The organism is Paraburkholderia sp. MM5384-R2 (genome assembly GCF_014201025.1).
In the GTDB taxonomy this organism is placed as follows: Bacteria; Pseudomonadota; Gammaproteobacteria; order Burkholderiales; family Burkholderiaceae; genus Paraburkholderia; species Paraburkholderia tuberum.
Map to the genome: position 1 here is coordinate 42522 of NZ_JACHDI010000020.1, position 15185 is coordinate 57706.

A 15185-nucleotide genomic window follows, 5' to 3' on the forward strand; every position below is an offset into this window, starting at 1 on the left:
GAAAATTCTAGCCGATGAATGCCCGTTTTTATTTTGGGATAGCATCCTCCATAATAAAAATGGTGAATCTATTGTAAATTCTTGTCACATTCCGTATTAATAATTGACTTGCCCATCGAGTGGCGATAATTATCAGGCTCCTCTTCTTAAGGAGCCTGATAAAAATGGCATGGGACAAAACCGGCGCGGTGCGATACCTGCAAGCTAACGCTAGGCTATCGAGCCAGAGCCGATGCGCGGAGTACACTAGGCGTGCGATTGAAGCGGGAGGACTGCGGATTACGCATACGGCGTACGCGAAAGATTACGGCTCGTCGCTCGTGGGAGCGGGGTTTCACCGAGGTGGATGGCACTCTGCAGCGCGGCGACGTGGTAGTTATTCAGGCCATTACGGGTCATCCATACGGCCACATGGCGATGTTTGACGGCCAGATATGGATATCGGATTTTCGACAATTGCATGGGTTTTATCCGGGTCAGGCCTATCGAACCATGAAACCTGCATACAAAATATTCCGGCACGACTGACAATGAGTAAATTTCTTTTGCGCGTTTTTGCCTCACTGGCTCTTGCGTTGGTACTCGAGCCGGGTGTAACCACCGCAGCGACTCCGGATACACCAGAAGCCGCAGTGAAGGCGTTTTACACTTGGTATTTGCAGCGGGAGGGCAGCGTTTATCAACTGACGGATAGCCACATTTACAACTATGTGGCAAAACCGACGGTCGATAATCTGCGGGACGACTATCGCCACAAACGCTTGCCGGGCGGTGCGGACTACTTCACGCGGGTGCAAGACCTCGATCCGCAAATATGGCTCACAACGATGACTTTGCATCCGGCAATCGCGCTCGGCGGGACGGCGGTAATTCCAGTGACGTTCGGGTTAACGGAAAAACAGAATCTCGTCGTGTTCGTCGCAAAGGAAAACGGGCATTGGCGGATAACCAAGGTAGAGGACACAACCGGCTATCAGGGATTCCACCAGTATGACCCGATGGATTAGGGAATACGTTCCTAACCTGCCCGCCCGTTGTCGAGCGGGCCTTTTTCCGTTGGCGCTGCATGGCCGCACGAGTATCCGGTTCCGCGGACGAGCAGTTCGCTCACTATCGCGCGAACTCCAAGCCGGTACCGCAAACGGCACCCGTCAGGGCCGTCGAGGAAGGGTGACGTTTGGCTGTACTTCAGCGTGGGGCGCCCATCCAGGGCGCCCCGCTGTGCCTTGTAGCGCTGGACTGAAGCGCCAGGGCCCGGCGGCCGGTTCCCAGATCCCCTGGAGCGCTATTGCGGGGCCGACGCCGGCTCAGCAGGCACGGCTGGCGTAGCGCCCGCGCCACTGTCGCCCGGATCGGTGTAGCTCGGCAGATCCCCGCTGGGCGCGTTGGTCGCTCCACCGGAAGCCCCATTGGGCGCCGGCGAGGACTCACCCGGATCGTTGTAATTCGGCAGCGCACCGGGCGCGCCCTTGGCCGCGCAGCCCGCTCCCGAAGCGCCATTGGGCGTCTCGCCCACATCGCCCGGATCGGAGTAATTCGGCAGGCCGCCCGCCGGCGCGCCTGCCGCTGGGGCAGCAGCCGGGCCCGTATCGCCGTTATCGTCGTAGTTCGGCAGCGGCGGAGGGTTATTGCTCGTGCCGCGCAGACGCGCGAGGCGCTGCTGCACATAGGCATCACGAACGAACGAGTACTTGTCGAGCGCAGCCTGCTCCAGAAGGCTGGTCGCGCCGAGCAGATCCGCACGTGTGCTCACGAACTGCAGCACGTACAGAGGATTGCGGGTCGCGGGTTCGATATAGTTCAGCGGATTGAACTTCACATCGACGACGAGCCCCATGCTGTCGCGCACCGTGCTCGGCCCGAACAGCGGCAGCACCAGATACGGACCCGACGGAATGCCCCAATGCCCGAGCGTCAGACCGAAGTCCTGATGATGCTTGGGCAGACCGGCCGGCGTCGCCCAGTCGAGCAGGCCGCCAATCCCAAACACCGAGTTGAACGCGAAGCGCATGATGTCTTCGGTCGCATCGGTGATCTTCAGTTGCAGCAGCGCGTTTGCGGCGTTGGTGAGGTCGCCGAGGTTCGAGAAGAAATTGCTGACGGCGGTGCGCAGCGGCTGCGGCGTCACTTTCTGGTAGCCCTTCGCGACCGGCACCGCGATATAGCGATCGACTCCGTCATTGAAATTGAAGATCACCCGGTTCACCGGCTCGAACGGATCGCCCGGCTTGCGATCCGGAGCGGTCGCGCAGCCGGAAATGAGACCCGCGGCGGTGAGCGCCAGCGCGGTGTTACGCAGCTTCATGCTTATATTCCTTTTTGCTTCCCGCGACGTTGACGCGGCTTGCCCATCAGCACCGGCTGGAAAACCACCGCTCCGATCAGCGTGCAGAACAGCGAAAGCACGAGCAGCCTCCCCATGCTGGACGTGCCCGGATGGTGCGACAGCCACAGGCTACCAAACGCGGTGGCCGTTGTGGCGGCGCTGAACAGCACCGCATGCGTGAGGCTCGACTGCAACAGGCCGGTCTGGCCGTGGCGCCACGCCATCACGAAGTAGATCTTGAACGCGACGCCGACGCCGAGCATCAGCGGCAGCGCGATGATGTTCGCGAAGTTCAGCGGCATGCCGAATACCACGCACAGTTCGAGCGTGACGATCGCGGACACCAGCAGCGGCACCAGCGTGCGCAGCACGTCGCCGACCCGGCGCAGTGCGATCCATAGCAGCACGGCGATCGACAGCAGCGCATAGAGGGCCGCCTGCAGGAACGCCTTGATGATCGTGTCGGCCGAATGCAGGATCGAGATCGGTCCGCCGATCGCGCCCGGCTCCGCCCTCTTCACCGCGTGTGCGAAGCGCGCGAGCATCTGGTCGTCGTTTGGATCGACGCCGGGCGGCACCTTCGGCGCGATATCGACGAGCGCATGACCGCCCTTGCCGATCCACATCGCGGTGATGCCTGGCGGCAGGGTCTGCTGGGTTATTTCGGTCGGCTGCAGAAGGTTCTCAAGCTGCTTCAAGGCGATGCGCAGCGTGTCGGACATCGCGACTTCGGCGCGGTCGCGCGTGGCGGCGTCGGCGGCGGCGAGCTTTTGCAAAGTCGCGGACAGGTGCTGCGCATCCGCCGCGCCCGGGCCCGGATGGTCCTCGGCCGCGAGCGACAACTGATTCGCCGCGCGCTTCAATGCGGCGACGCGCAACTCGTCGGTGGCTTGCGGCGCGGGCTGCTGTTGCAGCGCCGGCAGCAGCTGTTGCGCGGCGCTCGCGATCAGCATCATCTTCTGCTGCTGGTCGGCCGGCACGAAGGTGCTCAGCGTGTTGACGCGGCCCACTTCCGGCAGCTTGCGCAGTCGCCCGGCCATCGCGTCGGCGTCGGCAAGCGACGGCGCCAGCGCCTGGACGTTGTTCACCGCGGCTTCGGGCGAATCCTTCAGCGACAGCAACGTTGCCATCGACTCGGTGTGCGGGTCCTTCAGATGCAGCGGATTGAAGTCGAAACGCAGGTGCGTGAGCAGCGGTGTCGCGCCGATCACGACGAGCAGCGTGCCGATCAACACCGGCTTGCGATGGCGGTCGAGGAAGTCGTCGACGGGCTCGAGCTGCCTGAAACCGGGCGAGGCGACTTCGCCCGGCGGATTGAAGAGCTTCAGCAGCGCTGGCAGCAAGGTCATGTTGGTGAAGTACGCGACGAACATGCCGACGCCCGCGATCTGGCCAAGCTCCGACACGCCGCGATAAGCGGTCGGCAGGAACGAGAAGAAGCTCAGCGCGACTGCCACGGCCGCGAGCGTGAGCGGCACGCCGATGCTGTGCGCGGTGTGCATCAGCGCGGCCGACAGCCGGTCGTCGCGGTTGCGCTCCTCGCGATACTTGACGCCGAACTGCACGCCGAAATCGACGCCGAGCCCGACGAACAGCACCATGAACGCGACCGAAATCATGTTGAGCGCGCCGACCATCAACAGGCCGAGCGCGGCCGTGATCGCGAGGCCGACGAACAGCGTGATGAACACGGCCGCGATCATGCGGCCCGAGCGCAGCGCGAGCCACAGAATGATCAGGACGACGATGAAAGTGCCGATGCCGTTCAGCACCGCGCCGTCCTGCACTGACGCGAACTCCTCGTCGGCGAGCGGCTGCTCGCCGGTCAGGCGGATCGTCGCACCGTAGCGCTGCTGGAGATGCAGCGAGACCGCGGTTGCGCGAATCGCCCTCGACGCGCTCGCGCCCGGCTCCAGCGCGTCGTAGTTGACGACCGGATGCACGACGACAAACGAACGCGCCGGATCGGTGGCGACGCTTTTATCGACGAGAGCGCGCCACGAGAACGCGGCGGGCTGGCCGGCCAGCACGCGATCGAGCGTGTTCGCGCTTTGCGCAAGCAGCCGGCTCATGTCAGGGAGTTTGACCTGGCCCAGTTGCAGCGGCAGCAGCAGGGTCGTAGTCAGCGTGCCGGCGAGACCGGTCAGGCTCGGATCATGCGCAAGTTGATTGACGAGCGGGCGCGACTGCACGAGTTGCGAGGTGGTGGACATCACCTCGTCGGTGGACGGAAACAGCAGGCCGTTGTGTTCGAAGAAGGGGCCGCCGGCGGGCTGCGAGACCGACGTGAACTCTTTCGGATCGGCTCTGAGCGCGGCGGTCAGCGCATTGGCGGCGGCGTCGGCGAATTCGGGCGCGCGCGCCTCGACCACCACCAGCACGGTGTCGCCACGGTCGGGGAAGGCGGCGTCGAGCGCGTTCTGGACTGCGGCCCATTGCTTGTCGGTTTCGATGAGACGGCTGATGTCCGTGTTGATCTTGAAGTTATGCGCGACGTATATGCCGCTCAGGACAGCGAGCACGATCGACAGCGCGATGATCCTCAGCGGATGACGCACCGAATACGCGACGAGACGGACGATAGATGACTTCAGCATGTAGGCGGACGTGGCCTTATCACGGGTGTTGTTTTTGACGAAGGTGCATAAGTATACAGAGCCCGGGCAAGCAAGCCCGACTTCGGTAGCAAGTACGGCTCCTGACGGCTTCGTCCGGATGGGAACGTAATCCCCGCTATACTGGTGTACCTCTCTTTAGCCGCGGGGCTGCGGCCCGTCGGCGCTACTTCTTTCGAGTCATGACAAGCGTATGAAACGATATCTGACTGCTTTTGTGGCTGCGGCCGTGGTATCCACGGCGGCGTTTGCGCAGAGCGCACCCGACGCGGTGGTAAAAAGTGCAGTCCAGGGCACGGTGAGCGCAATGAAGGCTGACCCGCAGGCGCGCGGCGGCGACATGGCGAAGATCACCCAGGTCGTCCAGACGCACTTCCTGCCCGCCACCGACTTTCAGCGCACCACACGTATCGCGGTAGGCAAGCCGTGGGCGACCGCGACGCCGGAGCAGCAGAAGCAACTGTACGAGCAGTTTACGCTGCTGCTCACGCGTACCTATGCCGCATCGCTGTCGCAACTGCGCGACCAGGACGTGAAGTTCCAGTTTGCGCCGGTCAGCGTGCAAGGCGGCGCGACCGACACCGTCGTGCAATCGCACGTGATCAGCAACGGCGGCGATGACGCGATCGACTACCGGCTCACCAAGGGGCCGTCGGGCTGGAAGATCTATGACATCAACATGATGGGCGCGTGGCTGATCCAGGTGTATCAGACGCAGTTCGCCGACCAGATCGCCAAAGGCGGCATCGACGGGCTGATCAAATTCCTGACCGCGCATAATGCGCGCGGCGCGTAAGCGGGTCGGTCGACAGAAGTTTCAATCGGTAAAAGAAAAGCGCGGTGGCCTTGATTGGCCACCGCGCTTTTTTTCGAGTTGCTTGCGCTAACGATCAGGCGCAATACAGGGGCGGCGCGCGGCCGCTCTCCTGTCGAACGCCTCAGTGCGCGGCCGTCGCGGTCTCCACCTTCTTGCCCTTGCCGGCGCGCGTGATTTCTTCGAGCTTGATCTCGACGTGACGCGAGAACACGTACTCGGCGGGACGCTGCTTGTCGAGCGGAATGTCCTGCGCGAACGCGCCCGTGGTTTTCGGGCCGCGCATGCTGACCTTCAGCGCCTTCAGCGGATGCGCAACCGTGTCCATCACGGCCGTCGCTTCGAAACCGCAGTGGACCATGCAGTCCGCGCACTTCTCGTAGTTGCCGGTGCCGTACTTGTCCCAGTCCGTGGTTTCCATCAGTTCCTTGAAGGTCTTCACGTAGCCTTCGCCGACCAGATAGCACGGTTTTTGCCAGCCGAACACGGTACGCGCCGGGTTGCCCCACGGCGTGCATTCGTAGGTCTGGTTGCCCGCGAGGAAGTCGAGGAACATCGCCGACTGGCTGAACGACCAGTTCTTGCCGTTGTTGCCGCGCTTGAAGATTTCGCGGAACAGATGCTTGGTCTTGTCGCGGTTCAGGAAGTGCTGCTGATCCGGCGCGCGCTCATACGCATAACCCGGCGATACCGTGATGCCGTCGACGCCCATCGGGCCCAACGTGTCGAAGAACTTCGCCACGCGTTCCGGCTGCGCGTCGTTGAACAGCGTGCAGTTGATGTTCACGCGGAAGCCGCGGCGCTTCGCTTCGCGGATCGCGGCCACGGCCTTCTCGTACACGCCTTCCTGCGACACCGAGTGATCGTGCGCTTCCTTGTCGCCGTCAAGGTGAACCGACCACACGAAGTACGGATTCGGCTCGTAGTCGTCCATCTTCTTTTCCATCAGCAGCGCGTTCGTGCACAGGTACACGAACTTCTTGCGCGCCATAATGCCCTTGACGATCTGCGGCATTTCCTTGTGCAGCAGCGGCTCGCCACCCGCGATCGACACGACCGGCGCACCGCATTCGTCGACGGCCTGCAGGCATTCTTCCAGCGACAGACGCTGGTTCAGAATCGGATCCGGATAGTCGATCTTGCCGCAGCCATTGCAGGCGAGATTGCAGCGAAACAGCGGCTCCAGCATCAGGGCGAGCGGATAGCGTTTGTTGCCGGAGAGATGCTGGCGCATGATGTATGCGCCGACGCGGACTTTCTGTAGCAGCGGAATAGACAAGGCGTCCTCCTTAAACTTCGCGTGCAGCGAGAGGTTGCATCAGTTTCGATGGCAACTTGAATTCGACTTTTTCTTCACGGCCCGCCATCGTCGTGACATCGACGGGCCCCAATGCGCGTAGCGCATCGATTACGTTTTCGACCATTTCTTCGGGCGCCGACGCGCCGGCCGTGATGCCGACCGTGTGCACGTTGGCGAACCATTCCGGCTTCACTTCAGAGCCGTCGGCGACGAGGTAGCTCGCCACGCCGCTCTCGCTGCCGATTTCGCGCAGCCGGTTCGAGTTCGAGCTGTTGGTCGCGCCGACCACCAGCAGTACATCGACCTCTTTGCTCAATTCGCGCACCGCCGCCTGGCGGTTCTGCGTTGCATAGCAGATGTCGCGCGTGTCGGGACCGACCATGTCGGTAAAGCGGCGCAGCAGCGCGTCGATGATGCCGCGCGTGTCGTCGACCGACAACGTGGTTTGCGTCACGTAGGCGAGCGGCGCATCGACCGGCAATTCGAGTTTCGCGACTTCTGCCTCGCTCTGCACGAGCAGCACCTGGCCGGGAATCTGGCCGATCGTGCCTTCCACTTCGGGATGGCCGGCGTGGCCGATCAGGATCAGCGTGCGGCCGGCGGCCACGTACTGACGACCCTGTACGTGCACCTTGGTCACGAGCGGGCAGGTTGCGTCGAGCACGTCGAGGCCGCGCGCTTCGGCATCACGTTCGACGGTTTGCGCAACACCATGCGCGCTGAATATCGCGACGGCACCTTGCGGCACTTCATCGAGTTCCTCGACGAAACGCGCGCCCTTCTGGCGCAGATTGTCGACCACGTGACGGTTATGGACAATCTCGTGGCGGACATACACGGGCGCGCCGTGTTGCTGTAACGCACGATCGACGATTTCGATTGCGCGGACAACGCCCGCACAAAAGCCGCGGGGCTGAGCAAGGATGACTCGCATAAGTTGGCGAACTCCGACTAACGCGGGTTTCGAAGAAGTCGTGAAACTGACTTTATCGCCGCGCTCATCTTGATTAGTTGACGTCTTGAGCCCCGGCGACCGGCCGGTACAGCAAAACCAAACGCGCATTCTAACGCTATCGGGGCCACTTTGCTTTTTGCTGCGGCCCGTGTGTTGGCCGCTTGCCGCACCCGCTGGGCCGTGCGGAGGACCTGGGCGGCGAGCGTTACGAAGATGTAAGGAGCCAGCGCGGGATTGCCTCTAAACGCGCCCGACCATGACCGCACACTGCACCGTCACGGCGGAACCCTTAAACTACCGATCCTTGCCGCGCGGACGTCGCGCTGTATTACAGAATGGTTTCGAGGCTCGCTGGATGGACGTCGATCAGCACGAAAACTTTCCGATCGCGAGCGTGTTGCTGCCTAAGGCCCTACGCGCGCCTGTCGGTATTATCTATCAGGTCGTGCGCACCGCGGCCGATATCTCCGCCGAAGGCCAGTGGAGCGCCGCCGAGCGGCATGCCCGGCTGGCCGATTTCCGCGCCGGGCTCGACGCGATCGCGCAACGGCGCGCCGCGCCCGTGCATGCGCTGCTGTTCGGCAAGCTCGCTGGCGTGATCGCGCAATACGAGCTGCCGCTCGAACCGTTCTACGATCTGCTCGAGGGCTGCGCGCAGGACATCGATACCAATCGCTATGCGGATCGCGCCGCGCTCGTCGACTATTGCCGCCGCTCGGCGCATCCGGTCGGGCATCTGCTGCTGCATCTGGTCGGCGCGGCGACGCCGCACAATCTTGCCGACGCCGACGCGATCTGCACGGCGTCGCAGCTGATCAGCTTCTGGCTCGACGTCGCCGCCGACTGGCAACGACAGCACGTGTACCTGCCGCAAGCCGATTTGCGCCGCTTCGGCGTGACCGAGGCGCAGCTTGCCGATGGTGTCGTCGACGATGCGTGGCGCGCGCTGATGGCGTATGAAATCGCGTTCGTGCGCGCCACGCTGGTCCGCGGCGCACCGCTCGCGCTGCGCATGCCGGGGCGGCTCGGCATCGAGCTGTGCGGCGCGGTGCATGCAGGCCTTCGGTTTCTCGAGCGCATCGAGCGCGCGGATTACGATGTGTTCCGCGCGCGCCCGGTCCTCAATCTGTTCGACTGGTGCGTGGTGGCGGCGCGCACCCTGAAAATGCGACTATCCAGACGCGTCGGCATGGCGGCGCGCTCAATCGAGGGTAATGCTTAATGGCGGCGGTCCTGTTCGTTCTTTCGTGTGTTTCCCTGCTGATCTGGTGCGTGCTGCTGTTCGCGCGCGGCGGCTTCTGGCGCGCGCGCCCCGCCGCGCCGCTGGCCATCGCGGCGCGCGACGCATGGCCGGCCGTCGCGGCCGTCGTACCGGCGCGCAATGAAGTCGACGTGATCGCCGAGGCGGTCACGTCGCTGCTCGAGCAGGACTATGCAGGCGCGTTCCACGTGATCGTCGTCGATGATCACAGCACCGACGGCACCGCCGACGCCGCGCGTGCCGCAGCGCTGCGGCTGCAATGTCCGGAGCGCCTCACCGTGCTGAGCGCGAAGCCGTTGCCCCCGGGCTGGTCCGGCAAGGTGTGGGCGCAGTCGCAGGGCATCGAGGCGGTGCGCACGCTCGATCTGCCGGCCGAATTCCTGTTGCTGACCGATGCCGACATCGGCCATCCCGCCGAGGCGTTGACGCAGCTCGTCGCGCGCGCGGATGCCGAAAAGCGCGACCTCGTCTCGCTGATGGTCCGGCTGCGCTGCGATTCGTTCTGGGAAAAGGCGCTGATTCCGGCCTTCGTGTTCTTCTTTGCGAAGCTGTATCCGTTCGCGTGGGTCAACAATCCACGCAACCGCACTGCGGCCGCGGCGGGCGGCTGCATGCTGGTGCGCCGCGCGGCGCTCGAGGAAGCGGGGGGCATCGAGTCGATTCGCGCCGAGCTGATCGACGATTGCAGTCTTGCCGCGCGCATCAAGCATCGTGGCACCGGCCGTCATCCGATCCGGCTCGATGTGGCGGCGAAGAGCGTGTCGCTGCGTCCCTACGATAGCTGGCGCGACATCTGGAACATGATCGCGCGCACCGCGTTCACGCAGCTGCGCTACTCGCCGCTACTGCTCGCGGGCACGCTCGTCGGTATGGCGATCATCTATCTGTTGCCGCCGGTCGCGGCGTTGATCCTCGGGCCGCTCGGCTGGCCGGCCTGGATCGCGTGGGCGGCGATGTGCTGCGCCTATGCGCCGATGCTCGTCTACTACCGGCGCTCACCGCTGTGGGCGCCGTTTCTGCCGCTCGTGGCGCTGTTCTATGTCGGCGCGACGTTCGCATCGGCGGTGCGCTACTGGCGCGGCAAGGGTGGGCAGTGGAAGGCGCGCGTGCAGGCGCCGGTGCAGGAGCGCTGAAGTCTGTCGATGGCCGATGCGCTCGTCGGATGCAGAAGGCAGACGTAAAAAAAAGCGGCTCCAGGCCGCTTTTGTTATGTACGCGCGTTTCGTCACGCGTTCGTCAGCATCATGTACATCTGGATCACGATGTCCGGCGAGAACGTGAACGGCACCCAGCCGTGGCCGGTATGGCGCATCACGAGCAAGCGGTCGCCGTTCGACTGCTTCTGCACGGCCATCATCGGATTCTTCGTCGAGACGAATTGCCAGCCCGGCGGGATGCCTTGCGGCTGCTCCGGCGTCATCGACGCCCGTGCGTTCGACAGTTCCTCGATCAGCCGGCTGATCTGATCCGGGCGTAGCGCGACGGTCTGGTCGCCGATCGTCATCGTGATTTCGTCGCGCGCGGGGCGGTTGATTTCGAGCGTCGGCTGGAATTGCGGGGCGGCCGGCTTATCGATCGCTTCGGCGTGCGTTTCTGCGTTTGCTTCTGCGTTTGCTTCGGTGTTCGCGGGCTGTTCCGCTGCTGCTTGCGCCGCTGCTTCGTGCGCGGCATGCTCCACCGCCGCGGGCGATGCCGCAGCGTCAGCGCTTGTCTCGGGAGTGTTCTCGGCCTGCGTGGCCACGACAGCCTGAATGAGCTGATCGACGCCCATTTCCAGCGCGCCGAGCTGTTCGTGAAGATTCATGCGAGGTTTCTCAGGTAGGACCCGCGATTTTACCCGCTGCGCGCGGGCTTGGACCCGTCGCCGGCGCGGGACTTGTAACAAAATGCTTGCGGCCGCTGTTCAGCCGTTCACTTATCCCTTGATCACCGCTTCAGATACCCCGCCTGCCGGAACCATTCGAGCGCATCGGCGAGCCCCTCGCGATAAGGCCGCGCCCGATACCCCAGCTCGCGTTCCGCCTTCGCCGACGTGAAATACATCTTGTTCTTCGACATCTTCAGTCCGTCGACGGTGACGAAAGGTTCGCGCTTCGTGAATTTGGCGACCGCTTCCGCGCCCATCGCGAGCGGATACAACGGCCAGCGCGGCAGGCTCAGTGTCGGTGCCTTGCGGCCGGTCAATGCCGCGATATCGGCGAGCATCTGCTGCAACGGCAGATTTTCGCCGCCCAGAATATAGCGCTCGCCGATCTTGCCGCGTTCGAGCGCAAGGAAATGACCGGCGGCGACGTCGTCGACGTGCACGAGGTTCAGCCCCGTATCGACGAATGCGGGAATCTTGCCGAGCGCCGCCTCCAGAATGATGCGCCCGGTGGGCGTCGGTTTCACGTCGCGCGGGCCGATCGGCGTCGATGGATTGACGATCACCGCGGGCAGACTGTCCTCGGCGATCATGCGCTCGACCGCGCGCTCGGCGAGCACCTTGCTGCGCTTGTAGACGCCGATCGCCTGGTCGGCGCGAAGCGGCGAGGTTTCGTCGGCGGACTGGCCGGAGCTCGTCACCTTCAGCGTGGCGACGCTGCTCGTATACACGATGCGTTCCACGCCTTCCTTCAACGCCGCGCGCATCGTCGCCTCGGTGCCTTCGAGATTCGCGCGCTCGATCTCGCCGGGGTCCGGCGCCCACAGCCGATAATCGGCGGCCACGTGCAGCAGATAGCGCACGCCGCGCAGCGCGTGGCGCATCGATGCTTCGTCGCGCATGTCGCCGACGACGATTTCCGCGTCGAGCGATTCGACGTTCTTGCGCGGACTCGTCGCGCGCACCAGCACGCGTACGCGCAAGCCCTTGCTCTGCGCGATGCGCGCCACCGACGAGCCGACGAAGCCGGACGCGCCGGTCACGAGCACGAGATCGCGATTCTGTTCGGTCATTCTGTTTCCATTTCCTGCGTGACGGTCGACGGATTGTACGTGGCGCGCGCAAAGGGTGGGCGTTGCCGAGCGCGCTCGCCGCGACGCGACTAGAATGCCGGCTTGAAAGACTGTCAGGCATTAAAAGGAGGTAGCGGCATGGCCCCGGATCTGGATGAGCGGATCGAAACGTATTACGCGCGGGTGCGCGGAACCGTGCAGGGCGTTGGCTTTCGCCTTGCGACGGTGCGCCAGGCGCACGCGCTCGGCATCAAGGGATGGGTCGCGAATCTCGACGACGGTTCGGTCGAGGCGATGTTGCAGGGATCGGCCAATCAGATCGACCGGATGTTGTCGTGGCTGCGTCACGGACCGCCGGCGGCGCGCGTGACCGAAGTGAACGGCGAGGAGCGCGTGACGGACAGGTGTTACGAGCGCTTCGAGCAGCATTGAGCTCGAGCTGCGCGAGTTAAAAAAGCGGCGCGCCGTCCAGAGGAGGGCGCGCCGCTTTTTCGTGTATGACTTTATCGGCCGTTATTTGCCGCGTGCTCAGCGCTTACCGGGCCACCAACAAACTCTCCGCGAATCCCCACTCATCCTCGATCCATTGATGGCTGCACACGAAGCCGGCGCCATCGGCGATCGCGGGCAATTCTTCCGCGCGATACTTGTGGCTGCTTTCGGTCCAGATCGTCTCGCCTTCCTTCAGCGACACCGTCAGCTTTGCGGCGCGCACGTGAGCGGTGATATCGCGCTTCGCGCGCAGATGCATCTCGATGCTGCGGGCGTCCGGATTGAAGCGCGCGACGTGCTCGAACTCATCGAGCGGAAAGTCGCCGTCGAGTTCGCGGTTGACGCGCGCGAGCAGGTTCAGATTGAACGACGCGGTCACGCCGATCGCGTCGTCGTAGGCTGCGACCAGCACCGGCGTCGGTTTGATCAGATCGGTGCCGAGCAGCAGCGCGTCGCCGGGCGCGAGCATGTTGCGGATCTCGCGCAGAAAACGCGTCGCCGCGAGCCTGCCGAAGTTGCCGATCGTGCTGCCAAGGAACAGCACGAGCAAGCGGTCGCCGGGCGCGCGCTGCCGGCTCACTTCGGCGAGACCGGCCAGATAGTCGCGCTCATAACCGACGATCGAAATCCGCTCGATGTCACCGAGTTCGCGCCGGCACAACTGCAACGCACTGCGCGAAATTTCAATCGGGCAGTAGGAAGTAGGGCGTTTTTTACACAGCGCCTCGAGAATGCGCCGCGTTTTACGGCCGCTGCCGCTGCCGAGTTCGGCGACCGTGACGTCATGCGGCAAATGCTCGACGATGTCGGCCGCGTGCTTCGCGAGCAGACGTTCTTCGGCGCGCGTGACGCCATATTCGGGTAATACGGTAATCACTTCAAAAAGTGCGGAACCGACCTCGTCGTACAGATACTTCGACGGCAGCTCTTTTTGCGGCGTATGGGTGAGGCCGGCGTACACGTCGGCGGCGAAGGCGCGACGCAGTTCGGAAGGCGAGTTGCTGAGCGATAGGGCTGGCTGGGTCATGCTGGCTCCAGTAGTCACATTCGATGAGCGGGATTGCTGCCGGGCGGTGGCATGCGCGATGAAACGCAGTTGAGGCATGCCGTGGGCGAGATGCGCGGGCGGTGATTCGCGGCGGCCTGACAGACTGCGCTCGAGGCTGCATTCGCCGACCCGGCTCGTGGTTGCTGCTCGTTGCGTGCCGCTGTGGACGTCGTTGTCGCGAGTGGTGCGGCCACAGCGTGCAAAACTTGGGTAGCAAGATTCGCGCGAGGCGAGGACGAGCCGGAAATGGCCTCGCCGGCCGCGGCGCACGAAGTTATGTTCTAGTGCATCGACGCGCGACGCGCACGACTAATTGCAGCCGACTGACGAAAAAGCGCAAGCCCGTTGGCGAATAACCCGTCTAGAATGCCCGTTTTCCTACGGTTTTGCACCGCCGCTTCAGAACAACAACGCAGCGTCTGCCGCTTTGCCCGCGTGGCCGCCTGCTCACGAGACATCATATTCATGACGACAACGAATGCGGCGAGCCTGCGTCGCGCGCCGCAAGCCCACGCGTCACACCGATCCCCGACCGCGCAATGAATCACAACGACTTCAGGCGCGGGATCGCATTGTCGGTCGGCGCGTCGGCGATGTTCGCATTATTGTCCGCTTACGCGACGCTGCTCAAACCGCTGTCGGGCCTCGACATCTTCGCGTGGCGCATCGTGTGGACCGTGCCTGGCGCGCTGCTGCTCGTCGCGGTGCGCAAGCGCCTGCCGATTCTGCGCGCGCTCGTTGTCCAAATGATGACGCAGCCGAAGCTCGGTGCCGCGATGGCCGTGGCTGCGGGCCTGCTCGGCGTACAGCTCTGGCTGTTTCTGTGGGCGCCGCTGCATGGGCGCATGCTCGAAGTGTCGCTCGGTTATTTTCTGCTGCCGCTCGTGATGGTGCTGGTCGGGCGCTTCCACTATCACGAGCGGCTCGACGCGTTGCAGTGGCTCGCGGTCGCGTGCGCGGCGGTTGGCGTCGCTCACGAACTGTGGGTGACGGGTGCGTTCTCGTGGCCGACGCTCGTCGTCGCGCTCGGTTATCCGCCTTATTTCGTGGTGCGTCGTCAGATCAATCAGGATTCGCTTGCAATGTTCACCGTCGAGATGGCGTTGCTGCTGCCGGTGGCCGCCGTGTGCATTCTCGGCGGCGGCTCGCTGCAAGCAATCGCCGGCCGCGCCGAAATGTGGTGTCTGCTATTGCCGGGCCTCGGTGCGTTGAGCACGCTCGCGCTCGCTTCGTATCTGAAGGCGAGCCGACTGTTGCCGGTCGCGTTGTTCGGCATCCTCGGCTACGTCGAGCCGGTGCTGCTCGTGTTCGTGTCGATCACGCTGCTGCGCGAAACGCTGAGCGTCGCGCAACTCGCGACCTATGTGCCGATCTGGATCGCCGTCGCGCTGACCGCGCTGCACAGCGTGCGCTTCATTCGGTTCGCGTCGAACTGAG

The 15185-nt window shown here is 63.8% G+C and carries 13 protein-coding genes; 6 read left to right on the top strand and 7 right to left on the bottom strand.

The genetic code is table 11. From position 1 onward, the window contains the following. Positions 1-530 precede the first annotated feature (530 nt). Complete coding sequence (locus HDG37_RS27015; protein ID WP_184052756.1) at positions 531-1007, top strand: DUF3828 domain-containing protein; 477 nt, start codon at positions 531-533, stop codon at positions 1005-1007. Between the two features lie 278 nt (positions 1008-1285). On the opposite strand, the gene HDG37_RS27020 is transcribed toward HDG37_RS27015, so the two are convergent. Together HDG37_RS27020 and HDG37_RS27025 are read right to left on the bottom strand one after the other, a co-directional pair. Beyond that, complete coding sequence (locus HDG37_RS27020; RefSeq protein WP_184052758.1) at positions 1286-2305, bottom strand: VacJ family lipoprotein; 1020 nt, start codon at positions 2303-2305, stop codon at positions 1286-1288. 2 nt (positions 2306-2307) lie between these two features. After that, complete coding sequence (locus HDG37_RS27025) at positions 2308-4923, bottom strand: MMPL family transporter (protein WP_184052760.1); 2616 nt, start codon at positions 4921-4923, stop codon at positions 2308-2310. A 211-nt stretch (positions 4924-5134) separates the two neighbouring features. Here HDG37_RS27025 and HDG37_RS27030 point away from each other — a divergent pair, with 211 nt between their 5' ends. Next, on the top strand, positions 5135-5737 hold the full coding sequence (locus HDG37_RS27030; RefSeq protein WP_184052762.1) for a phospholipid-binding protein MlaC: 603 nt from the start codon (positions 5135-5137) through the stop codon (positions 5735-5737). A gap of 142 nt (positions 5738-5879) precedes the next feature. Here the strand turns inward: HDG37_RS27030 and hpnH are convergent, their stop codons facing one another. Continuing rightward, entirely contained in the window at positions 5880-7034 is a 1155-nt protein-coding gene (hpnH, locus tag HDG37_RS27035; protein WP_184052764.1) for an adenosyl-hopene transferase HpnH, read from the bottom strand. A 10-nt stretch (positions 7035-7044) separates the two neighbouring features. Continuing rightward, positions 7045-7989, bottom strand: a complete 945-nt coding sequence (ispH, locus tag HDG37_RS27040; RefSeq protein WP_184052766.1) for a 4-hydroxy-3-methylbut-2-enyl diphosphate reductase — start codon at positions 7987-7989, stop codon at positions 7045-7047. Positions 7990-8365: 376 nt separating this feature from the next. On the opposite strand from ispH, the gene hpnC reads away from it, so the two are divergent. Both hpnC and HDG37_RS27050 read left to right on the top strand, forming a co-directional pair. Further along, positions 8366-9232: a squalene synthase HpnC gene (gene hpnC / locus HDG37_RS27045; protein ID WP_184052768.1), complete on the top strand. Its 867-nt coding sequence runs from the start codon at positions 8366-8368 to the stop codon at positions 9230-9232. Continuing rightward, positions 9232-10404 carry a glycosyltransferase gene (locus HDG37_RS27050; protein ID WP_090808094.1) on the top strand — a complete coding sequence of 391 codons (1173 nt, stop codon included), beginning with the start codon at positions 9232-9234 and terminating at the stop codon, positions 10402-10404. The genes hpnC and HDG37_RS27050 overlap by 1 nt, the downstream gene beginning before the upstream one ends. A gap of 92 nt (positions 10405-10496) precedes the next feature. On the opposite strand, the gene HDG37_RS27055 is transcribed toward HDG37_RS27050, so the two are convergent. Together HDG37_RS27055 and hpnA are read right to left on the bottom strand one after the other, a co-directional pair. Next, positions 10497-11075: a hypothetical protein gene (locus HDG37_RS27055; protein WP_184052770.1), complete on the bottom strand. Its 579-nt coding sequence runs from the start codon at positions 11073-11075 to the stop codon at positions 10497-10499. Positions 11076-11197: 122 nt separating this feature from the next. Beyond that, positions 11198-12208: a hopanoid-associated sugar epimerase gene (hpnA, locus tag HDG37_RS27060; RefSeq protein ID WP_184052772.1), complete on the bottom strand. Its 1011-nt coding sequence runs from the start codon at positions 12206-12208 to the stop codon at positions 11198-11200. Between the two features lie 138 nt (positions 12209-12346). On the opposite strand from hpnA, the gene HDG37_RS27065 reads away from it, so the two are divergent. Then, on the top strand, positions 12347-12640 hold the full coding sequence (locus HDG37_RS27065) for an acylphosphatase (protein ID WP_184052774.1): 294 nt from the start codon (positions 12347-12349) through the stop codon (positions 12638-12640). A gap of 103 nt (positions 12641-12743) precedes the next feature. Here HDG37_RS27065 and egtD read toward each other — a convergent pair whose 3' ends face one another. Beyond that, the gene (gene egtD / locus HDG37_RS27070) at positions 12744-13727 is read right to left on the bottom strand and encodes an L-histidine N(alpha)-methyltransferase (protein WP_184052776.1); all 984 of its coding nucleotides are present in this window, start codon (positions 13725-13727) and stop codon (positions 12744-12746) included. 560 nt (positions 13728-14287) lie between these two features. Between egtD and rarD the strand changes: the two genes are divergently transcribed. Then, positions 14288-15184, top strand: a complete 897-nt coding sequence (rarD, locus tag HDG37_RS27075; protein ID WP_184052778.1) for an EamA family transporter RarD — start codon at positions 14288-14290, stop codon at positions 15182-15184. Position 15185 lies beyond the last annotated feature (1 nt).

Coding starts and splice junctions, on each gene's coding strand:
- HDG37_RS27015 (WP_184052756.1), top strand. CDS start 531: ATGAGTAAATTTCTTTTGCGCGTTTTTGCCTCACTGGCTCTTGCGTTG.
- HDG37_RS27020 (WP_184052758.1), bottom strand. CDS start 2,305: ATGAAGCTGCGTAACACCGCGCTGGCGCTCACCGCCGCGGGTCTCATT.
- HDG37_RS27025 (WP_184052760.1), bottom strand. CDS start 4,923: ATGCTGAAGTCATCTATCGTCCGTCTCGTCGCGTATTCGGTGCGTCAT.
- HDG37_RS27030 (WP_184052762.1), top strand. CDS start 5,135: ATGAAACGATATCTGACTGCTTTTGTGGCTGCGGCCGTGGTATCCACG.
- ispH (WP_184052766.1), bottom strand. CDS start 7,989: ATGCGAGTCATCCTTGCTCAGCCCCGCGGCTTTTGTGCGGGCGTTGTC.
- hpnC (WP_184052768.1), top strand. CDS start 8,366: ATGGACGTCGATCAGCACGAAAACTTTCCGATCGCGAGCGTGTTGCTG.
- HDG37_RS27050 (WP_090808094.1), top strand. CDS start 9,232: ATGGCGGCGGTCCTGTTCGTTCTTTCGTGTGTTTCCCTGCTGATCTGG.
- HDG37_RS27055 (WP_184052770.1), bottom strand. CDS start 11,075: ATGAATCTTCACGAACAGCTCGGCGCGCTGGAAATGGGCGTCGATCAG.
- hpnA (WP_184052772.1), bottom strand. CDS start 12,208: ATGACCGAACAGAATCGCGATCTCGTGCTCGTGACCGGCGCGTCCGGC.
- HDG37_RS27065 (WP_184052774.1), top strand. CDS start 12,347: ATGGCCCCGGATCTGGATGAGCGGATCGAAACGTATTACGCGCGGGTG.
- egtD (WP_184052776.1), bottom strand. CDS start 13,727: ATGACCCAGCCAGCCCTATCGCTCAGCAACTCGCCTTCCGAACTGCGT.
- rarD (WP_184052778.1), top strand. CDS start 14,288: ATGAATCACAACGACTTCAGGCGCGGGATCGCATTGTCGGTCGGCGCG.